The organism is Azospirillum thermophilum (genome assembly GCF_003130795.1).
Classification (GTDB): Bacteria; Pseudomonadota; Alphaproteobacteria; order Azospirillales; family Azospirillaceae; genus Azospirillum; species Azospirillum thermophilum.
This window is the reverse complement of sequence record NZ_CP029356.1, coordinates 627,413-645,000: the sequence shown is the minus strand read 5'-3', so window position 1 is coordinate 645,000 and position 17,588 is coordinate 627,413. Positions and strand designations below refer to the sequence as shown.

The window sequence follows — 17,588 nt, the reverse complement described above, 5'->3', positions numbered from 1 at the left end:
GCGCCGCTTCCTCTGCGGTGCCGCCCAGGCCGCCGCCCTGCCCTTCATCCTGGCGCTGATGACCGCCCAGTGGCTGGGCGTCTTCGTCAGCTACATGCTGCTGTCCGGCGAGGAGGCGAGCTTCCTTCAGGAGGTCGTCACCCTCCTCGGAGTCTATGTGGTGATCAACATCGCCACGCTGGTCATCGCGGTCGCCGCGAAATGGCTGATCATCGGCCGGACCAAACCGGGGCGCTACCCGCTGTGGGGCGTCTATTACTACCGCTGGTGGCTGGTCCAGCGCTTCATCAGCCTGCTGCACCTGAAGTGGTTCCAGGGCTCGCCGCTGATGCGGGTGTTCCTGCGTATCCTCGGCGCCCGCGTCGGCGACGACGCGCTGATCGGCGAGTTCGAGTCCGGTGCCGTCGATCTGGTGAGCATCGGGCGCGGCGCCGCCATCGGCGGCAAGGTCAAGATGGCCAACGCCGAGGTGGTCGGCAATGAGCTGATCATCGGCACGATCGAGATCGGGGACGATGCCTATATCGGCACCTCCTGCGTCATCGGCCATGACGCCGTCGTCGGCAAGGGGACCGAGCTTGCCGACCTCACGGCGCTGCCGGCCGGCGCCCGCACGGGCGAGTATGAGCTGTGGGACGGCTCGCCGGCCCGCCGCACCGGCATGGTCGACCGCGAGGCCCTGCCCGAGCAGGCGACCGCCGGCAAACTGCGCAAGGCCATGCAGACGGTGATCTACGCGGTGGCCGTACTGGGCCTGCCGCCGATCGGCCTGATCCCGATCTTCCCGGCCTTCTACCTGTTCGACAAGCTGGACGGCATCATCGGGTCGGCGCTCGGCGTCAATTACCTCTACTACCTGCCGGTGATCGCCTGGCCGACCGCCATGATGCTGGTGGCGGCGACCGTCCTGCTGATCGCCGCGGTGCGCTGGATCCTGCTGCCGCGCGTCAAGGAAGGCTCCTACTCCGTCCATAGCTGGTTCTATGTGCGCAAGTGGGTGGTCGCCCTGTCCACCGAGGTGATGCTGGAGACCCTGAGCTCGCTCTACGCCACGGTCTACATGCGGGCCTGGTACCGGCTGATGGGGGCGAAGATCGGCCGCGACGCCGAGATCTCGACCAACCTCGCCGGCCGCTACGATCTCGTCGAGATCGGGGAGAAGTGCTTCATCGCCGATGAGGTGGTGCTGGGCGACGAGGATGTCCGGCGCGGCTGGATGCGGCTGAAGAAGGTCAAGACCGAGGCGCGCGTCTTCGTCGGCAACGACGCCGTCGTTCCTCCGGGGGCGCTGATCCCGACCGGCTCGCTGATCGGCATCAAGTCGAAGCCGCCGGCCAATGCCGAGATCGGCGCCGGCGACACCTGGTTCGGCAGCCCGCCGATCAAGCTGCCGGTCCGCCAGAAGTTCGACAACGTCGCGGCCAACTGGACCTTCGAACCGTCCAGGGCCCGGCGCTTCGGCCGCGCGGTGTTCGAAGCCTTCAGCCTGTCGATGCCGACGATGCTGTTCATCACCTTCGGCACGCTGGCGGTGGAGCTGTTCGCCCCGGCCATCCTCGACGGCCGCTACGGCAGCTTCCTGCTGGAGTTCATTGCGGTCAGCGTCGCCATCCCGCTCGCCATGGTGCTGGCGGTGGTGCTGACCAAGTGGGCGCTGATGGGCCGCTACACCCCGACGATGAAGCCGATGTGGTCCTGGTGGGCGATGCGGACCGAGGCGGTGGCGGTGCTCTACTGGGGTCTGGCCGGCAAGGTCCTGCTCGATCACCTGCGCGGCACGCCGATGCTGCCCTGGATGCTGCGGCTGTTCGGGACGAAGTTCGGCAAGGGCGTCTTCATGGACAGCACCGACATCACCGAATTCGACTGCGTGTCGGTCGAGGATTTCAGCGCGGTGAACGCCCTGTCCGCCCTGCAGACCCACCTGTACGAGGACCGGGTGATGAAGGTCGGGCGCGTCGCGGTCGGCAAGGGCGTGACCGTCGGCGCCGGCGCCACCGTGCTGTACGACACCCATGTCGGCGACTATGCCCGCCTCGGCCCGCTGACGCTGGTGATGAAGGGCGAGGAGATCCCGGCCCATACCGAGTGGGTCGGCGCCCCGGCCGAACCGGCCATGTCCATGGACCATGGCGACGGGACGATGAAGGCCGCCGCCTAGGGACCATCACGGGCGCTGGCGGACTGCCGCAACGGGGGCACCCGGCAAGTCGCCGCAGCGCCCCCGTTCCCGTTGTGTCCCGGCCCAGGGGGTGTATAACGGGGGCCAAGCGCGGCCCCTGCCCCTTTTCGCCGATCACGCCATGTGCGATCTCGTCATGCACGGGTTCGGCGAGCGGGGCGGCATCCGTCAGCACCGTCTCAAGAGGAACGCCCAATGCCCGACGACATCAGCAGCCCCGCCCGCGGCGCCACCGGCCTGTTTCCGCTGGCGAAGGACGAAACGCCGTACCGCAAGCTCTCCTCCGACCATGTCTCCGTCGTCGAGTTCGACGGCGAGGAAATCCTGAAGGTCGAACCGGAAGGGCTGCGCCTGCTGGCCGAGGCTGCGTTCGCCGACATCAACCACCTGCTGCGTCCGGGCCACCTCGCCCAGCTCCGCAAGATCCTCGACGATCCGGAGGCCTCGGCCAACGACCGCTTCGTAGCGCTCGACCTGCTGAAGAACGCCAACATCGCCGCGGCCGGTACGCTGCCGATGTGCCAGGACACCGGCACCGCCATCGTCATGGGCAAGAAGGGCCGCCGGGTCTGGACCAAGGGTGCCGACGAGCAGGCCCTGTCCGAGGGGGCCCGCGACGCCTACCTGAAGCGCAACCTGCGCTACAGCCAGCTCGCCCCGATCTCCATGTACGAGGAGAAGAACACCCGCAACAACCTCCCCGCCCAGGTGGAGATCTATGCGGAGGGCGAGGACGCCTACAAGTTCCTGTTCATGGCGAAGGGCGGCGGATCGGCCAACAAGACCTTCCTGCATCAGGCCACCCCGTCGGTCCTGGCGCCGGACCGGCTGCTGAAGTTCCTCGAGGACAAGATCCGCTATCTCGGCACCGCGGCCTGCCCGCCCTACCACCTTGCCATCGTGATCGGCGGCCTGTCGGCCGAGCAGAATCTGAAGACGGTGAAGCTGGCTTCGGCCCGATACCTGGACGGCCTGCCCACCCAGGGCGGCGAGGATGCGCATGCCTTCCGTGACCTGGAGATGGAGGCCGAGGTCCACAAGCTGACCCAGGCCATGGGCATCGGCGCCCAGTTCGGCGGCAAGTACTTCTGCCACGACGTGCGCGTCATCCGCCTGCCGCGCCACGGCGCCTCGATGCCGATCGGCATCGGCGTGTCCTGCTCGGCCGACCGTCAGGCGGTGGGCAAGATCACCAAGGACGGCATCTTCCTGGAACAGCTCGAGACCGATCCGGCGAAGTATCTGCCGGAGATCACCGCCGACCAGCTCTCGGACGAGGTCGTGAAGATCGACCTCAACAAGCCGATGAGCGAGATCCGTGCGACTCTCAGCCAGTATCCGATCCGCACCCGCCTGTCGCTGACCGGCCCGCTGATCGTCGCCCGCGATCTGGCGCACGCCAAGCTGCGCCAGCGTCTGGACGGCGGCGAGGGGCTGCCGGACTATTTCAAGAACCACCCGATCTACTATGCCGGGCCGGCCAAGACTCCGGAGGGCTACGCCTCGGGCTCCTTCGGTCCGACCACGGCCGGACGCATGGACAGCTTCGTCGACCAGTTCCAGGCGGCGGGCGGCTCCATGGTCATGCTGGCCAAGGGCAACCGCAGCCCGGAGGTGACCGCGGCCTGCCAGAAGCACGGCGGCTTCTATCTCGGCTCGATCGGTGGAGCCGCCGCCCGGCTGGCCCAGGACTGCATCAAGAAGGTGGAGTGCATCGAGTATCCCGAACTCGGCATGGAAGCCATCTGGCGCATCGAGGTGGAGGATTTCCCGGCCTTCATCATCGTCGACGACAAGGGCAACGACTTCTTCAAGGAGTTGAAGCTCGCGTAAGGCCCAGGCGCCGCCCTCCCAAGGGGGGGCGGCGCCGGTCCGTCCGCGATGCCCCGTGCATGATGACACCCGAAGAAATCCAGGCGCGCGTCCTCTATCGCGACGCGCTGATGCTGATCCTCGACAAGCCGGCGGGGCTGCCGGTCCATGCCGGACCGGGCGGCGGTCCGAATCTGGAGCGCTACTTCAGCGCCTTGCGCTTCGGCCTGCCGAAACCGCCGGCGCTCGCCCACCGGCTGGACCGCGACACCTCCGGCTGCCTGATCCTGGGACGGCACCCCAAGGCCCTGCGCAAGCTCGGCATCCTGTTCCAGGACGGCAAGGTCGACAAGACCTACTGGGCGGTGGTCGCCGGCTCCCCACCGACCGACGCCGGCCGGATGGAGTGGCCCTTGAAGAAGGTCAGCAACCGCACCGGCGGCTGGCGGATCGTCACTGCCGAGGACGGGCAGGCGGCGGTGACAGACTATGTGGTGCGCGGCCGCGGCAATGGGACCACCTGGCTGGAACTGACGCCGCACACCGGCCGGACCCACCAGATCCGCGTCCATTGCGCGGCGCTCGGCTGCCCGCTGCTTGGCGACCCGCAGTATGGCGGGCCGGACGGGCAGCCGCTGCACCTGCATTCCCGCGCAATCTCCCTGCCGCTCTACCCGAAGCGGGAGCCGGTCGGTGCGACCGCTCCCGTTCCGGAGCACATGCAGGCGGCACTGGAAGCCTGCGGCTATCGGGAGGAGGCGGGCGCCTGACCGGCTGCCTGCTCCACGCTCCCCCCTGCGGTGGGGATTACGCCCGGTAGGTCGCGCGGTCGCGATCGGTTTCCGGCTCGTGCACCAGATAGCCGACGGCACCGGCGACGGCGGCGATCAGCACATGCAGCCACACGTCGTTGCCATGCAGCGGGACGAGGCCGAACAGGGTGTTCAGACCCGGGATGATGCCCATGACCGCCAGCAGGATGTAGAGAACCGCGACCGTCCGCAGATAGCCGCGGGAGGCCAGACGGCCGGAGAAATAGGCGAAGAACGCCCACAGCCCGAAGGCCAGGTGAACGATGTTGTGCAGCACGTTCACCGGGAACAGGCCGAGCAGAAGGCCATGGAACGAGTCGATCGCCAGCGTGTCGCCGGCCGCCGGCGGGCTGAGCATCGAGGGAATGAATCCGAGCAGGCCGACGGCCGTGAAGACCACGGCGAAGACCAACGTCACGTTACGCCACCACATCGGGTTTCTCCATAGGGCTGGGCCTGGGTGTACTTCGCTTTCTCCAACACCGGGGCGTGCAGGGTGTTCCGCCCCCCGCCGGGCGACGCAACACGAATTCGCGGCGGAGGCGCTGTGCCTCATGGCGATTCCGCAGCCGTCCGGGCAGGATGGGGTAAACCAGCACGACAGGAAGGGGCCGCAAGGTGCCGATCGACAGCACCACCGCCAGTTGGATGACGCTGCGCTACCGGATCGCGCTGGCGATCGTCGCCATCTCCACCCTCGCCGGTTTCCTGATGACCGAGCGGGTGATCGGCCAGCACGAGACGATGCTGGAGATCGTGAACATCTCCGGCCGGCAGCGCATGCTCTCGCAACGCACCGCGCTGCTGGTGGAGCGGCTGGTGCATGTGACGGGCGAGACGGAGCGGCTGCAGGTCATCGCCCTGCTGACGGAGGCGACCGACATGCTGGAGCAGGGCCACCGGCGCCTGACCGATCCGGCCTCCGGCAAGCAGGCGGCGAGCCCGCTGCGCAGCCTCTATTTCGCCGGGCCCGATCCGCTGAACGACCGGGTGCTGTCCTACATCGCCGCGCTTCGCGCCGCGGCCGCCAGCCCGGAGAGCTTGCGCCCCGAAGACGCCGTCCGCATCACCGGCGAAGCACTCGGCCCCCTGCTCGCCCGGCTGGAGGAGATGGTGGCGCGCTATCAGGAGGATGGCGAGGCGGGCTTCCAGATGCTCCATCGCCTGGGCCTTCTCGCGCTGTTTCTGACCCTGACCACGCTGGCGGTCGAGGCGGCGGTCATCTTCGGCCCGATGGTGCGCCACGTGCAGCGCCAGTTCGCCGAGATCGCCCGGATGGCGGAGTCGCTGGAGCGTGCCAACGCCACGCTGGAACAGCAGGTGCAGGAGCGCACGGCCGAACTGCGCACGGCGAAGGACGCCGCGGAGGGCGCGCATGTCGCGAAGTCCCGCTTCCTCGCCCACGCGAGCCACGACCTGCAGCAGCCCCTGCAGGCCATCCGCATGTTCACCGGCATGCTGGAACGCCAGCCGCAGACCCCGAAGGCGGCCGCCGTCCTCGCCGACCTGCGCGGCGCCCAGCGATCCATGGGCGCCCTGCTGAACTCGATCCTCGAAATCTCCAAGCTGGAATCGGGGGTGGTCGAGCCGGTCGTCGCCCCCACCCCGCTCGGCCCGTTGTTCGAGCGGCTGGAGGCCGAGTTCGGCGTTCTGGCCGATGCCAAGGGGATCGGGCTGCGGGTGGTGCCGACCTCGGCCAGCGTCCTCAGCGATCCGGCCCTGCTGGAGCGAATCCTGCGCAACCTGATCGCCAACGCGGTCCGCTATACCGAAAGCGGCGCCGTGCTGGTCGGCTGCCGGCGGCAGGCCGGCCGGCTGCGCATCGACGTGTGCGACACCGGCCGCGGCATCGCCGAGCCCGATCGTCGCCGCATCTTCGAGGAGTTCATCCAGTTGGAGCGGCCCGACCGCGACCGTAGCGAGGGGATCGGGCTCGGCCTCGCCATCGTCGACCGGCTCGCCCGGCTGCTCGGCCACGGGCTGTCGGTCCGCTCGGTCGTCGGTCGCGGCTCCACCTTCTCGGTGACGGTGCCGCTGACGTCAGACGAGCCTGCCGCGGCCTGATTCCTTGACCAGCAGCACGGCCTGGGTGCGGCTGCCGACGCCCAGCGCCTTCAGCACGCCGGTGACGTGGGTCTTGACGGTGGAGATGTTCAGCCCCAGCCGCTCGCCGATCTCCTGGTTGGACAGGCCCTTGGCCAGCAGGTCGAGGACCTCGAGCTGCCGGCGGGTCAGCCCGTCGAAGACCGAAGGCGCCACCTTCGCCGGCTGGGCGGTGGGCGCCGCGATGCCGAGCACCGGCGGCACATAGGAGCCGCCGGCCAGCACCAGCCGCAGGATGTTCAGCACCAGCACGTCGTCGGTCGACTTCGGGATGAAGGCGCGCACCCCCAGCGACAGGACGGCGCGCATCTCCTCCGGCGAATCGACCATGGAGAAGACGACCACCGGAATCGGCGCGACGCGGTTCACCAGATCCGCGACGTCGTCCAGGCCGTTCAGTCCGGGCATCCGCAGATCCATCACGATCAGGTCGAAGGATTCGCCGCCGTCCAGGAAAGTGCGGACCTGGGCGAAGCTGGTCGCCGCGGTGACCGCAACCTGTTCGTCCAGTTCGCCCACGAGGTGCGTAAGACCACTTCGAACAATGGAATGATCGTCGGCGATCAAAACGTGCATGAAGGGACCCGGGCGTCGATTCTGTTCGTCACGACAACCTCATACGCTGCCTTAGGGCGTCTTGCCACCCCCGAAGCGCAACGTCGGAACAGGAATGCAAAAAAGCCGCGCAAACGCCGGCAGGGCGCCGCTTTCGCGACGCCCTGCCCGAAGATAATTGCTCAGGATCGATCCCGGCCGCGTCACGACACCCGGATCAGGATCTGGGCACGGCGGTTCGACGGCTCGCGCACGTTCGGACCGGTCTGGGTCATGAGCTGCGATTCGCCCTTGCCCTCGACCGTGATCTGGGTGGCGGTGACGCCCTTGGCGATCAGGGCGCGGCGCACCGCCTCGGCACGGCGCAGCGAGAGCTTCTGGTTATAGGCCGGCGCTCCCGACGTGTCGGTGTGGCCGATCACATGGATGCCGACCGCCCGCACCTGGCCGGCCGCCGCCGCCGCATCACCGATGATCTTGTCGGACGCCGGCGTGATGTTCGCCTTGTCCCAGTCGAAGAAGACGAGATACTCGGTCTGCGGCCGCTGCTGCTCCATCGGGGCCGCCGGGGCCGTGGCCACCGCCGGCATCGCACGTGCCGGCGCACCGAAGCTGTAGCGCAGGCCGGCCATGATGGTGTGGTTGCGGTACTCGCCCTTCGACGTCACCGGACCCAGGTCGAAATCGGGATCGAGCGTGGCGAAGTACCGATAGTCGATGGTCAGCGCCAGATTGTCGGTCATGCTGTAGGCGGCGCCGACGATGCCCTGATAGGCGAAGACCCAGTCCTTGTCGCTGACGCCGTTCAGATGCTGGCGAACCTGCGCGATACCGGCGCCGAGGCCGATATAGGGGGTCACCGGCGTGCCGGTGTTGAAGTCATAGAGCGCGTTGCCCATGAAGGCGATCGAGCTGGTCTTGCCGCTCAACCCGTTCAGCGCGGGATTGGAGCTCTGCGTCTCCTTGACCGAGTTGCGCCACCGCCAGGCGAACTCCAGCTCCGCGCGGAGCCCCATCGCGGAGGCGTAGCCGGCGGTCAGGTTGCCGATGCCGCCGAGCTTGAACTTCTCGGTCAAGCCGCTCCCGACGGTGGGATAGTCGCTGAGGTCCGCGTCTTCGGTCCAGTTCACGCCGGCGCCCGCGCCGACATAGAAGCCTTCGGGAGCGGCCATCGCAGTGGTCGGCACAAGGATGGCGAGGGCCGTGCCGAAAAGAATGCCACGTCGTGTCATGTTCTTTGTCCCCATGCTTGACGGCGGCGGCGCGTCGCGCTTCCCGGAAAGCTACGCACCGGCTTTGCAGCGCGTCAGACCAAACCGAAAGTTGTTTTCCCCTTAGCGAAGCGACCTTCGCCATGCTGGAAACGCGGGTTTCGGGCGACAGTTCCAAGGGCGGGGCCGGGAGCCGGGCAAAACCCATGATTGAGAGATAAAAACGCCACGGCGGTCCCGCAACAGGGCCATTGTCAGTAGGCTCCCGCTGTTGCAATTTTGCAATCCAGCTTTCGGAGGACCGGACGGCATGAACAGCCCGCAGGAAGACGCCCTGACCTTTCCCTTCGCCGACCCGCCGCAATCCGGCCGGGCCGTCGAGGTCGCGCCGGGCGTGCTGTGGATCAGGCTGGCCCTGCCCTTCCGGCTGGACCATGTGAATGCCTGGGCGCTCGACGGCGGCGAGGAAGGCTGGACGCTCGTCGATACGGGGCTCGACGACCCCCGCACCCGTCAGGCCTGGGAGGAGCTGCTGGAGGGTGGGCTGGCCGGCCGGCCGGTCCACCGCATCATCGCGACGCACTTCCATCCCGATCATATCGGCCTCGCCGGCTGGCTGACGAACCGTACCGGGGCCGGGTTCGCCACTTCCCTGACGGAATGGCTCTATGCGTCGCTGCTCAGCGCCGGCACCTCGCCGGCGCTGGACGCGGCGACGGAGCGGTTCTACGAACGGGCCGGCCTCGACTCCGATACCCGGGGCGCGCTGCTCGCCCGGCGCAACGCATACCGCAAGGCGGTGCCGCATGTGCCGGTGGTGATGAGCCGGCTGCGGGCGGGCGACAGGCTGACGGTGGGCGGTGCGGACTGGCAGGTGCTGATCGGGGCGGGCCACACGGCCGAGCCGGTCTGCCTGTACAGCGAAGCGGCGGGGCTGCTCATCCCCGGTGACCAGCTCCTGCCGAGCATCAGCCCGAACATCAGCGTCTGGCCGTCGGAGCCGGACGCCGACCCGCTGGCCGACTATCTCGGCAGCTTCGCCCAGCTTCGCGCCCTGCCGGAGGAGACGCTGGTCCTGCCGTCGCACGGCCTGCCGTTCCGCGGCTTGCGGGCGCGGCTCGACGAGCTCGGCGCCCACCACGAGGAGCGGCTGGCGGACGTGCTGGAGTTCTGCTCCACCGGGCGGACGGCGGTCGAGGTGGCGGCGATGCTGTTCCGGCCGGATCTCGACACCCACCAGATGGTCTTCGCCATGGGAGAGACCATCGCGCACCTGAACCACCTCTGGCGCGATGGCCGGCTGACCCGCCGGCTGCGGGAGGATGGGGTCGACGTCTACCGGCGGGCCGGCTGAGCGGTCAGGCCTCGGCCACCGCCTCGAACTGTTGGGAGTCGAGCAGGGCGGAGACCGACAGGGTCTTCAGCGTCTTGGGGTCGTCGATCCGCTTGAGCTGGGCGTGCTGCGTGCCCATCCCGTCCTTGCGGACGGCGATCACCTCCCAGATGCCTCCGCCGGGGCCGAGCTTCCGGAACAGTTGACCTTCGGCAACGTCGCGCTTCCTGCGCATGAGCACTCTCCAAAACCCTGGAACCCGATCCTCGGCACGCCGCGGTCCACCGGATACGACGGTCACAGGATGCCGCAGCGCACACGCCATTCAAACACCAAACCGACGGGATAAGGCGAGTGTCGGTTGTGAGACACGGGGCAAGCGGCGGCTGATCGTTGCCTCTTCGCAACAAAGGCTCTGATCGGCCTACTGCCACCACCCGAAGGGGCAGCCCCGAAGAGTCTCCCCGCCGCCTTGAAAGCGAGGCGGAACAAACCTTGGTCTGCGGGGTTTGTGTAGGTCATGAAGACCGATCACGACGTGCTCGTTCTCGCGACTCGCCTGGTGGATGAACTGGGAGAGGCCGCGGTCCGCATCAGCCGGGTTCGCCTCGTCGAACTCACGGCTGCAAACAACATTCGGGCAGCGGCCTTCTGGCGCGATGTGACGCGCACGGCCGAGAAGCTGCTGGCCGAACGACCTTCCATGATCGCGACCGTCACGAAGAGACCGGGGCCGGTCGGCGACCATGCCATGACCTGATGACGGCGGCCGGCAGTCCGACGCTTTCTCCGGAAGGCCGTGCCAATCGGCATAGGGGGCGACCCGAGAAGGTCGCACCCCTGCCACACCACCCGGCATGCGGGTCCGCACCGGGCGGTTCGGGGGATTGAGGTCATGCGAGCCTGGGCAGTCCGAGTTGGTCTGCCCATTTGATGGTGAGGACTGCATTGAGAAGCTTGCCGCTGTTGCCCCACCAGCGTCGGCCATTGGCCGCGATTTGTTGGGCGACGGCGGGCTTGGCCCCTCTGGCCGTCAGTTCCCGGAAGATGGTCTTCCCCCGCTTCCACTGCTTGAGCTGAATGGCCCGCAGCCGGTGGCGTATCCATTCGTCCAGCGTTCGCCGGACCTTTGGAGTTTGCGCCAGTCGGAAGTAGGCTTTCCAGCCCAGCAGGAAATCGCGCAGCCTCGCCACCACCGCGGCCATCGACCGTCCCGTCAGCCGGGGCGTCAGGTCGCGGATGTGGTCCTTGAACGCCGTGATCGCCTTGTCGGCGACCCTCCGCCTGACCTCTCCCTTCGGTCCGGCCCAGAAGGCATAGCCGAGGAATTTGCGGCCGAAGACGGGGGCCACGGCGCTCTTGGCTTCGTTCACCGTCAGGTGCAACCGGCCATGGAGGCGCCGCAGCAGGGCCATCACCCGCTCTCCCGCCCGACGCGACCGCACATGGACGTTGCAGTCGTCGGCGTAGCGGCAGAAGGCATGGCCCCGGCGTTCCAGTTCCTTGTCCACCTCGTCCAGGATCAGATTGGCCAGCAGCGGCGACAGCGGTCCCCCTTGCGGGGAACCCGTCCGACGCCGTGCGACCGCCCCATCGTCCTCCATGACGCCGGCATCCAGGTAGGCCCGCACCAGCCGGATGATGGCCGGGTCCGGGACCCTCTTGGACAGGCGGTCGATCGGAAGGTCATGGTCGATCCGGTCGAAGAACTTCTCCAGGTCCACATCCACGACGATCCGCCGGCCGGACTGCACGAAGCTTTGCGCCGCAAGGACGGCGTCGTGCGCACTCCGGCCGGGACGGAAGCCGTAACTGTGGTCGCTGAAGCCGGGATCGAGGATCGGCTGGAGAACTTGCAGCATCGCCTGTTGGATCAGGCGGTCCGTCACCGGGGGAATGCCGAGTTCGCGCTCGCCACCCCCAGGTTTCGGGATCATCACGCGACGCACCGGCTGCGGCCGGTACGTCCCCTCCCGCAGGCTGTCGCGGATCGCCGGCCAGCGGCTCTTCAGCAGTGCGGCGGTCTGGTCGATGTCCAGGCCGTCCACTCCCGCTGCACCCCCGTTGGCCCGCACCTTCCTCAACGCTCGCAGAAGGTTCTCTCGCGCCAGGACCGCATCCAGCAGCCCCGGCCCCATGGCGTCCGTGTCCCGGCGCGGGCGCTCGGCTTCGTCAAGACGGGCCTCCGGACGGGCTTCACCCGTCCTCCTCTCCCGCCTCCCGGATCGCTCCGGCATCTGACGCATGGCCTCACGCATCGTCGGGTGGACTCCATTCTCCCTCGTTCGGCCCTTCGGTCCGGCTCGCGCCTCGCCTACTATGGCCTCTGCTGACTTCCCGCTCCGGCTCGACGCCGTCGCCCTTTCAGGCGCAAGGCGGGATCTCCCCAGGTAAGAACGCGTTCCTTCGCTGCACGACCGCCGGATTTACGCCACCGACCCTTGGTCACAAGAGCTTCGCGGTTCCATGCCCGCTCGCCCTGGTCGGCACCGCCTCATATCCGGTTCTTGTTCATCGGCCCGCAGCTGCGATCCACGCTTCCTTCCCACGGTCGGTTGCCCTTCCGCAGTTGCGCTTCTCTTCGTTCGCCGTGACCAGCTTACGGAGGGACTTACACCCTCAAGAACGCGCCCATGCTGGGCGCACACGGAAAAGGGGCCGGCGGTCGCCCGCCAGCCCCTTCGCACGTCCGGCTGTCCCGGCGCCGCGCGGCGTTCCCGCTCCTTACTTGACCTGGGCGTACTGACCGTTGTTCCAGCGATACCAGACGTAGGCCGGCTTGGTCAGGTCGCCCTTGGCGTCGAAGTCGATCTTGCCGACGGCAGTGTCGAAGGTGGTCTTGTGCAGGACCTCCGCGACCTTGGCGGCATCGGTCGACTTCGCGGCGTTGGCGGCCTGCGCCCACACCTGCAGGGCGGCGTAGGTGTAGAGGGTGTAGCCCTCCGGCTCGTAGCCGGCCTTGCGGAACTTCTCCACGGCGCCCTTGGCTTCCGGCATCTCGCGCGGATCGGGACCGAAGGTCATCATGGTGCCCTCGCCGGCCGGGCCGGTGATCGACCAGTACTCGTTGGTCACCAGCGCGTCGCCGGAGATGATCGGGGCGTTCAGGCCCTGATCCTTCATCTGACGGGCGATCAGGCCGGCCTCGGTGTGGTAGCCGCCGATGTAGACGGCCTGGATGTTCTCCTGCTTCAGCTTGGACACCAGGGCCGAGTAGTCCTTCTCGCCCGCGGTGTAGGCCTCGTAGATCTTCTCCTTCTGGCCGCCGGCGTTCAGCGCCTTCTGCGTCTCGTCGGCCAGCCCCTTGCCGTAGGCCGACTTGTCGTGAAGGATGGCGATGTTCTTGCCCTTGAAGTTGTCGAGCAGATACTTGCCGGCGATGACGCCCTGCTGGTCGTCACGGCCGCAGACGCGGAAGACGTTCTTCAGGCCCTGCTCGGTCAGCTTCGGGTTGGTGGAGGCCGGGGAGATCTGCAGGATGCCTTCCTCGGCATAGACCTGCGAGGCCGGGATCGAGGAACCGGAGCAGAAATGCCCGGCCACGAACTTCACGCCGGCCTTGGCGAGCTGGTTGGCCACGGCCACCGCCTGCTTCGGATCGCAGGCGTCGTCACCCACCTCGACCTTGACCTTCTGCCCGAGCACGCCGCCCGCCGCGTTGATGTCGGCGACCGCCTGCTCCAGACCCTTCTTCATCTGCTCGCCGAACGCGGCATACTGGCCCGTGATCGGACCAGCGACCGCCACAGTGATGTCGGCCTTGGCGGCCGTGGCGGACAGAGCCGTCGCGGCGACGGCGGCGAGAAGGGACAGCTTGAGTTTCATGGGTATTCTTGCTCCCTGTTGTGAGTGGTCCCTGTCGTACGTAGTCCCCCGGGCCCTTCCGGGCCTCTGCCGCCGGGTCACCCTCCGGCGGTTTATCGCTTACTATACGCTGACTTCCGCGTAAGAGAACAGGATTGCCGGAGCCGCCGCCGATTCAATTCTTCGGCGGCAGCCGGACGCGGCCATCACTATTCGGCAAGTGCTCCGCCCGATTTCTCGCGCCAGCCAAACGGGCCGGAGCGCTCGTACAGCCACGGGTACTGCTGGACCATGCGGCGTGCGATGGCCATGCGGTAGGCGGTGAGGGTGATGGCGCCGATGATCAGCGTGTTCACCAGGAAGCCGGCCGGCGACAGCAGCGGCTCGCCGAACAGGCCGAACATCAGGAAGCGGTCGCCCAGGCCCAGCAGCACCGAATAGGCCACCGCCACCCACGCCGGCTTCCACCCCTCCGCCAGCGTCTGCCCGGTCAGGATGCCGCAGCCGCCGAACACCACAACCGTCAGGCCGATCAGCTCGGCAAGGCTCGACCCGAGAAGCGTCTCCATCTCAGTGCCCTCCCTCCAGATAGGCGGCCCGCACCTCCTCGTTGGCCAGAAGCTCCGCCCCCGTCCCGCTCAGCATGATCCGCCCCGTCACCATCACATAGCCGCGGTGCGCCAGCTTCAGCGCGTGGTAGGCGTTCTGCTCCACCATGAACACCGTCATCTTCTGCTCGCGGTTGATCTCCCGGATCGCCTGGAAGATCTGCTTGACGATCAGCGGCGCCAGACCCAGCGACGGCTCGTCCAGCAGCAGAAGCCGCGGCTGGCTCATCAGCGCCCGGCCGATCGCCAGCATCTGCTGCTCGCCCCCCGACATCGTCCCCGCCCGCTGGCCGATGCGCTCCTTCAGGCGCGGGAACAGCGTCAGGACCCGCTCCAGCTCCGTGGCGAAGCTGCCGGGCTTGGCCGTGATCGAGCCCATCTGCAGGTTCTCCAGCACCGTCATGCGCGGGAAGATCCGCCGCCCCTCCGGGCTCTGCGCGATGCCCCGCCGCACGATCTCGTGCGTCGGCAGCCCGGTGATGTCCTCGCCCTCGAACAGGACCCGGCCGCTGCGCGCCCGCGGGCTGCCGCAGATCGTCATCAGAAGCGTCGACTTGCCCGCCCCGTTGGCGCCGATCAGCGAGACGATCTCGCCCGACCCGATCTCGATGTCGACGCCCTTCAGCGCCTCGATCGCGCCGTAGAAGGTGTGTACCCCCGATACCCGAAGCATCGCCTCACGCCCCCTTTCCGGCTGCCGTCGTCCCGGCCGCCCCGCCCGTGTGGATGCCGCCGTTGTGGGCCCCGCTGGTGTTGGCGAGGTCCGCCGCCACCTCGGGCGGCAGCTCCTCGTCCTCCTCCTCGCCGAGATAGGCGCGGATCACCGCCGGATCGCTCTTCACCGCCGCCGGGTCGCCGTCGGCGATCTTCCGGCCATAGTCCAGCACCACCACATGGTCGGAGATGCGCATCACCACGCTCATGTCGTGCTCGATCAGCAGAACCCCGGTGCGCTGGCCCGACGGCGTGCGGGTGTCGCGGATGAAGGTCAGGATCTCCGCCAGCTCCGCCGACTCGCGCGGGTTCAGACCCGCCGCCGGCTCGTCCAGGCACAGCAGCACCGGCTCCGAGCACATGGCCCGCGCGATCTCCAGGCGGCGCTGCGCCCCGTAGGGCAGGTTGCCCGCCTCCCAGTCGGCGTACTCGGTCAGCCGCACCCGGTCGAGCCAGTATTTCGCCAGCTCCACCGCCTCGGCCTCCGCCTTGCGGTAGACCGGCAGCCCGAGCAGCCCGGCGATGGTGAAGCCCGAGGCGCGCAGCAGCTTGTTGTGCTGCGCCACGATCAGGTTCTCCAGCACGCTCATGCCGCCGAACAGCCGGATGTTCTGGAAGGTGCGCGCCACCCGCGCCTTCTGCGCGATGCGGTAGCCCGGCATGCGCTCCAGCAGGAACTCCCGACCGTCGGGATGGCGCAGCGTCAGCCGCCCCACCGTCGGGGTGTAGAAGCCGGTGACGCAGTTGAACAGCGTCGTCTTGCCCGCCCCGTTGGGGCCGATCAGCGCGGTGATCTCGCCGGCCCGCGCGGTGAAGGAGACGTCGTTGTTGGCCACCAGACCGCCAAAGCGCATGGTCAGGTGCTCGACGCTCAGCAGAGGCTTGTCGCCCGTCATCTCGCCCATCGTTTCCGGGGTCATCTCGCGGCTCGTCGTCCGGGCGCTCATCGCGCGGCTCCCGCCGAAGCGGCCTTCCTGCCGTGCAGCAGGATCGTCGGGTCCCGGTGGGCCAGCAGGCCGCGCGGGCGCCACAGCATGATCACCACCATGCCCATGCCGAAGGCCAGCATGCGGTAGTCGGCCAGCTCGCGGAACGCCTCGGGCAGGCCGATCACCAGCAGCGTCGCCACCACCACGCCGATCTGGCTGCCCATGCCGCCCAGAACCACGATGGCCAGGATGATCGCCGACTCGATGAAGGTGAAGCTCTCCGGGCTGATGAAGCCCTGGCGCGTGGCGAAGAAGGAGCCGGCGAAGCCGCCGAACATCGCGGCGATGGCGAAGGCCGCCAGCTTCATGTTGGTCCGGTTGATGCCCAGCGAGGCGCAGGCGATGTCGTCCTCGCGCAGCGCCTCCCAGGCGCGGCCCAGCGGCAGCTTGCGGATGCGCAGCGTGAACAGGTTGACCACCAGCGCCAGCACCAGGATCAGGTAGTAGAGGAAGATGATGCGGTGCAGCGAGGAGAACTCCAGCCCGAACATCTCGTGGAAGGCCAGCATGCCGTCGGCCGGCGTGCGCGAGAAGTCGGCGATGCCGAAGAAGCTCGGCCGCGGAATGCCCGAGATGCCGTTGGGGCCGCCGGTGAACTGGTACCAGTTGACCAGCACGATGCGGATGATCTCGCCGAAGCCCAGCGTCACGATGGCGAAATAGTCGCCGCGCAGCCGCAGCACCGGGAAGCCGAGCAGCACCCCCGACAGCGCCGCCAGCACGCCCGCCAGCGGCAGGCACAGCCAGAAGCTCAGCCCGAAGTAATGCGCCAGCAGGGCGTAGCTGTAGGCCCCCACCGCGTAGAAGGCGACGTAGCCGAGGTCGAGCAGCCCGGCCAGCCCGACCACGATGTTCAGCCCCCAGCCCAGCATGATGTAGGTCAGCAGCAGGATGCCGATGTCGACGAGCTGGCGGTTGGCCAGCGGCGTCAGCGGGAAGACCAGCGCCGCCAGGATGGCGATCGGGCCGATCCAGCGCGAGGCGTGCTGCACCTTGGCGGCGATGCGGTCCATGCGGCGGTCGCGCTCGGCCTGCGACAGCTTGGAGCGGTGGGTGGTCAGCGTCAGCAGGGCGCGCAGCGCGATGACGCCGCCGCCGGCGATCAGCACGACGCTGAGCATCTGGGTCGGCATCGGCAGGACGAAGCCGGCCGCCGCCGCCGCCAGCCCGAGCAGCAGCACCGGCAGCGCCAGCCCGCTGCGGATCAGCCCGAGGCCGAGGCGGCCGAGGAAGACCAGCGCCACCGCGGCGGCGACCTCGGCCGGCCGCGCCTCGAGCCCCAGCCCGGTCGGGCGGTCGACGGTGCGCAGGCCGATCATCGGCACGGTGAGCAGGAAGGCGACCAGCGCCGCCAGCGCCGACTCCCTGAGGAGCGCCGGCCAGTCGGCGGTCTCCGGCCGCGAGGCGGAAGCGGGGGCGGACACGGCCGGGGAGGAGGCGGGAGTGGAGGGATTGCTGCTCATGC

General features: G+C 68.3%; 16 protein-coding genes (1 of these 16 cut by a window edge). 6 read left to right on the top strand and 10 right to left on the bottom strand.

The annotated features are described in order from the left end of the window. From DEW08_RS24065 to DEW08_RS24055, 3 genes are all read left to right on the top strand, one after another. Positions 1–2,161 carry the 3' portion of a Pls/PosA family non-ribosomal peptide synthetase gene (locus DEW08_RS24065; RefSeq protein ID WP_342760799.1) on the top strand. The gene continues 1,823 nt to the left of window position 1, outside the view, so only the last 2,161 of its 3,984 coding nucleotides appear in the window; its start codon lies beyond the left edge, outside the window; it ends in the stop codon at positions 2,159–2,161. Between the two features lie 216 nt (positions 2,162–2,377). After that, positions 2,378–4,015: a fumarate hydratase gene (locus DEW08_RS24060; protein WP_109331989.1), complete on the top strand. Its 1,638-nt coding sequence runs from the start codon at positions 2,378–2,380 to the stop codon at positions 4,013–4,015. A 62-nt stretch (positions 4,016–4,077) separates the two neighbouring features. Continuing rightward, positions 4,078–4,764, top strand: coding sequence for an RluA family pseudouridine synthase (locus tag DEW08_RS24055; RefSeq protein ID WP_109332395.1), 687 nt, complete (start codon positions 4,078–4,080; stop codon positions 4,762–4,764). A 37-nt stretch (positions 4,765–4,801) separates the two neighbouring features. Here DEW08_RS24055 and DEW08_RS24050 read toward each other — a convergent pair whose 3' ends face one another. After that, positions 4,802–5,239, bottom strand: coding sequence for a DUF4383 domain-containing protein (locus DEW08_RS24050; RefSeq protein WP_109331988.1), 438 nt, complete (start codon positions 5,237–5,239; stop codon positions 4,802–4,804). Between the two features lie 185 nt (positions 5,240–5,424). Between DEW08_RS24050 and DEW08_RS24045 the strand changes: the two genes are divergently transcribed. Then, positions 5,425–6,870, top strand: a complete 1,446-nt coding sequence (locus DEW08_RS24045) for an ATP-binding protein (protein ID WP_245986955.1) — start codon at positions 5,425–5,427, stop codon at positions 6,868–6,870. Here the strand turns inward: DEW08_RS24045 and DEW08_RS24040 are convergent. Both DEW08_RS24040 and DEW08_RS24035 read right to left on the bottom strand, forming a co-directional pair. Further along, positions 6,847–7,485 (bottom strand): response regulator transcription factor, encoded by a 639-nt coding sequence (locus DEW08_RS24040; RefSeq protein ID WP_109331987.1) that lies wholly within the window; start codon positions 7,483–7,485, stop codon positions 6,847–6,849. The genes DEW08_RS24045 and DEW08_RS24040 overlap by 24 nt on opposite strands. A 182-nt stretch (positions 7,486–7,667) precedes the next feature. Further along, entirely contained in the window at positions 7,668–8,696 is a 1,029-nt protein-coding gene (locus tag DEW08_RS24035) for an OmpA family protein (protein ID WP_109331983.1), read from the bottom strand. A gap of 289 nt (positions 8,697–8,985) precedes the next feature. Here DEW08_RS24035 and DEW08_RS24030 point away from each other — a divergent pair, with 289 nt between their 5' ends. After that, positions 8,986–10,029, top strand: a complete 1,044-nt coding sequence (locus DEW08_RS24030; RefSeq protein WP_109331982.1) for an MBL fold metallo-hydrolase — start codon at positions 8,986–8,988, stop codon at positions 10,027–10,029. Between the two features lie 4 nt (positions 10,030–10,033). Here the strand turns inward: DEW08_RS24030 and DEW08_RS24025 are convergent, their stop codons facing one another. Continuing rightward, entirely contained in the window at positions 10,034–10,243 is a 210-nt protein-coding gene (locus DEW08_RS24025) for a hypothetical protein (RefSeq protein WP_109331981.1), read from the bottom strand. A 285-nt stretch (positions 10,244–10,528) separates the two neighbouring features. On the opposite strand from DEW08_RS24025, the gene DEW08_RS24020 reads away from it, so the two are divergent. Further along, a complete protein-coding gene (locus tag DEW08_RS24020) occupies positions 10,529–10,768 on the top strand; it encodes a hypothetical protein (protein ID WP_109331980.1) in 240 nt (79 codons plus the stop codon). A gap of 133 nt (positions 10,769–10,901) precedes the next feature. On the opposite strand, the gene ltrA is transcribed toward DEW08_RS24020, so the two are convergent. From ltrA to livM, 6 genes are all read right to left on the bottom strand, one after another. Then, complete coding sequence (gene ltrA, locus DEW08_RS24015; RefSeq protein WP_109331979.1) at positions 10,902–12,266, bottom strand: group II intron reverse transcriptase/maturase; 1,365 nt, start codon at positions 12,264–12,266, stop codon at positions 10,902–10,904. A 466-nt stretch (positions 12,267–12,732) separates the two neighbouring features. After that, positions 12,733–13,833, bottom strand: a complete 1,101-nt coding sequence (locus DEW08_RS24005; RefSeq protein ID WP_109331978.1) for a branched-chain amino acid ABC transporter substrate-binding protein — start codon at positions 13,831–13,833, stop codon at positions 12,733–12,735. Positions 13,834–14,021: 188 nt separating this feature from the next. Further along, entirely contained in the window at positions 14,022–14,381 is a 360-nt protein-coding gene (locus tag DEW08_RS24000; protein ID WP_109331977.1) for a DUF6867 family protein, read from the bottom strand. A gap of 1 nt (position 14,382) precedes the next feature. Further along, a complete protein-coding gene (locus DEW08_RS23995; protein WP_109331976.1) occupies positions 14,383–15,093 on the bottom strand; it encodes an ABC transporter ATP-binding protein in 711 nt (236 codons plus the stop codon). Positions 15,094–15,097: 4 nt separating this feature from the next. Then, positions 15,098–16,030 carry an ABC transporter ATP-binding protein gene (locus tag DEW08_RS23990; protein ID WP_245986982.1) on the bottom strand — a complete coding sequence of 311 codons (933 nt, stop codon included), beginning with the start codon at positions 16,028–16,030 and terminating at the stop codon, positions 15,098–15,100. 47 nt (positions 16,031–16,077) lie between these two features. Continuing rightward, the gene (gene livM / locus DEW08_RS23985; RefSeq protein WP_109331975.1) at positions 16,078–17,586 is read right to left on the bottom strand and encodes a high-affinity branched-chain amino acid ABC transporter permease LivM; all 1,509 of its coding nucleotides are present in this window, start codon (positions 17,584–17,586) and stop codon (positions 16,078–16,080) included. Between the last annotated feature and the right edge of the window lie 2 nt (positions 17,587–17,588).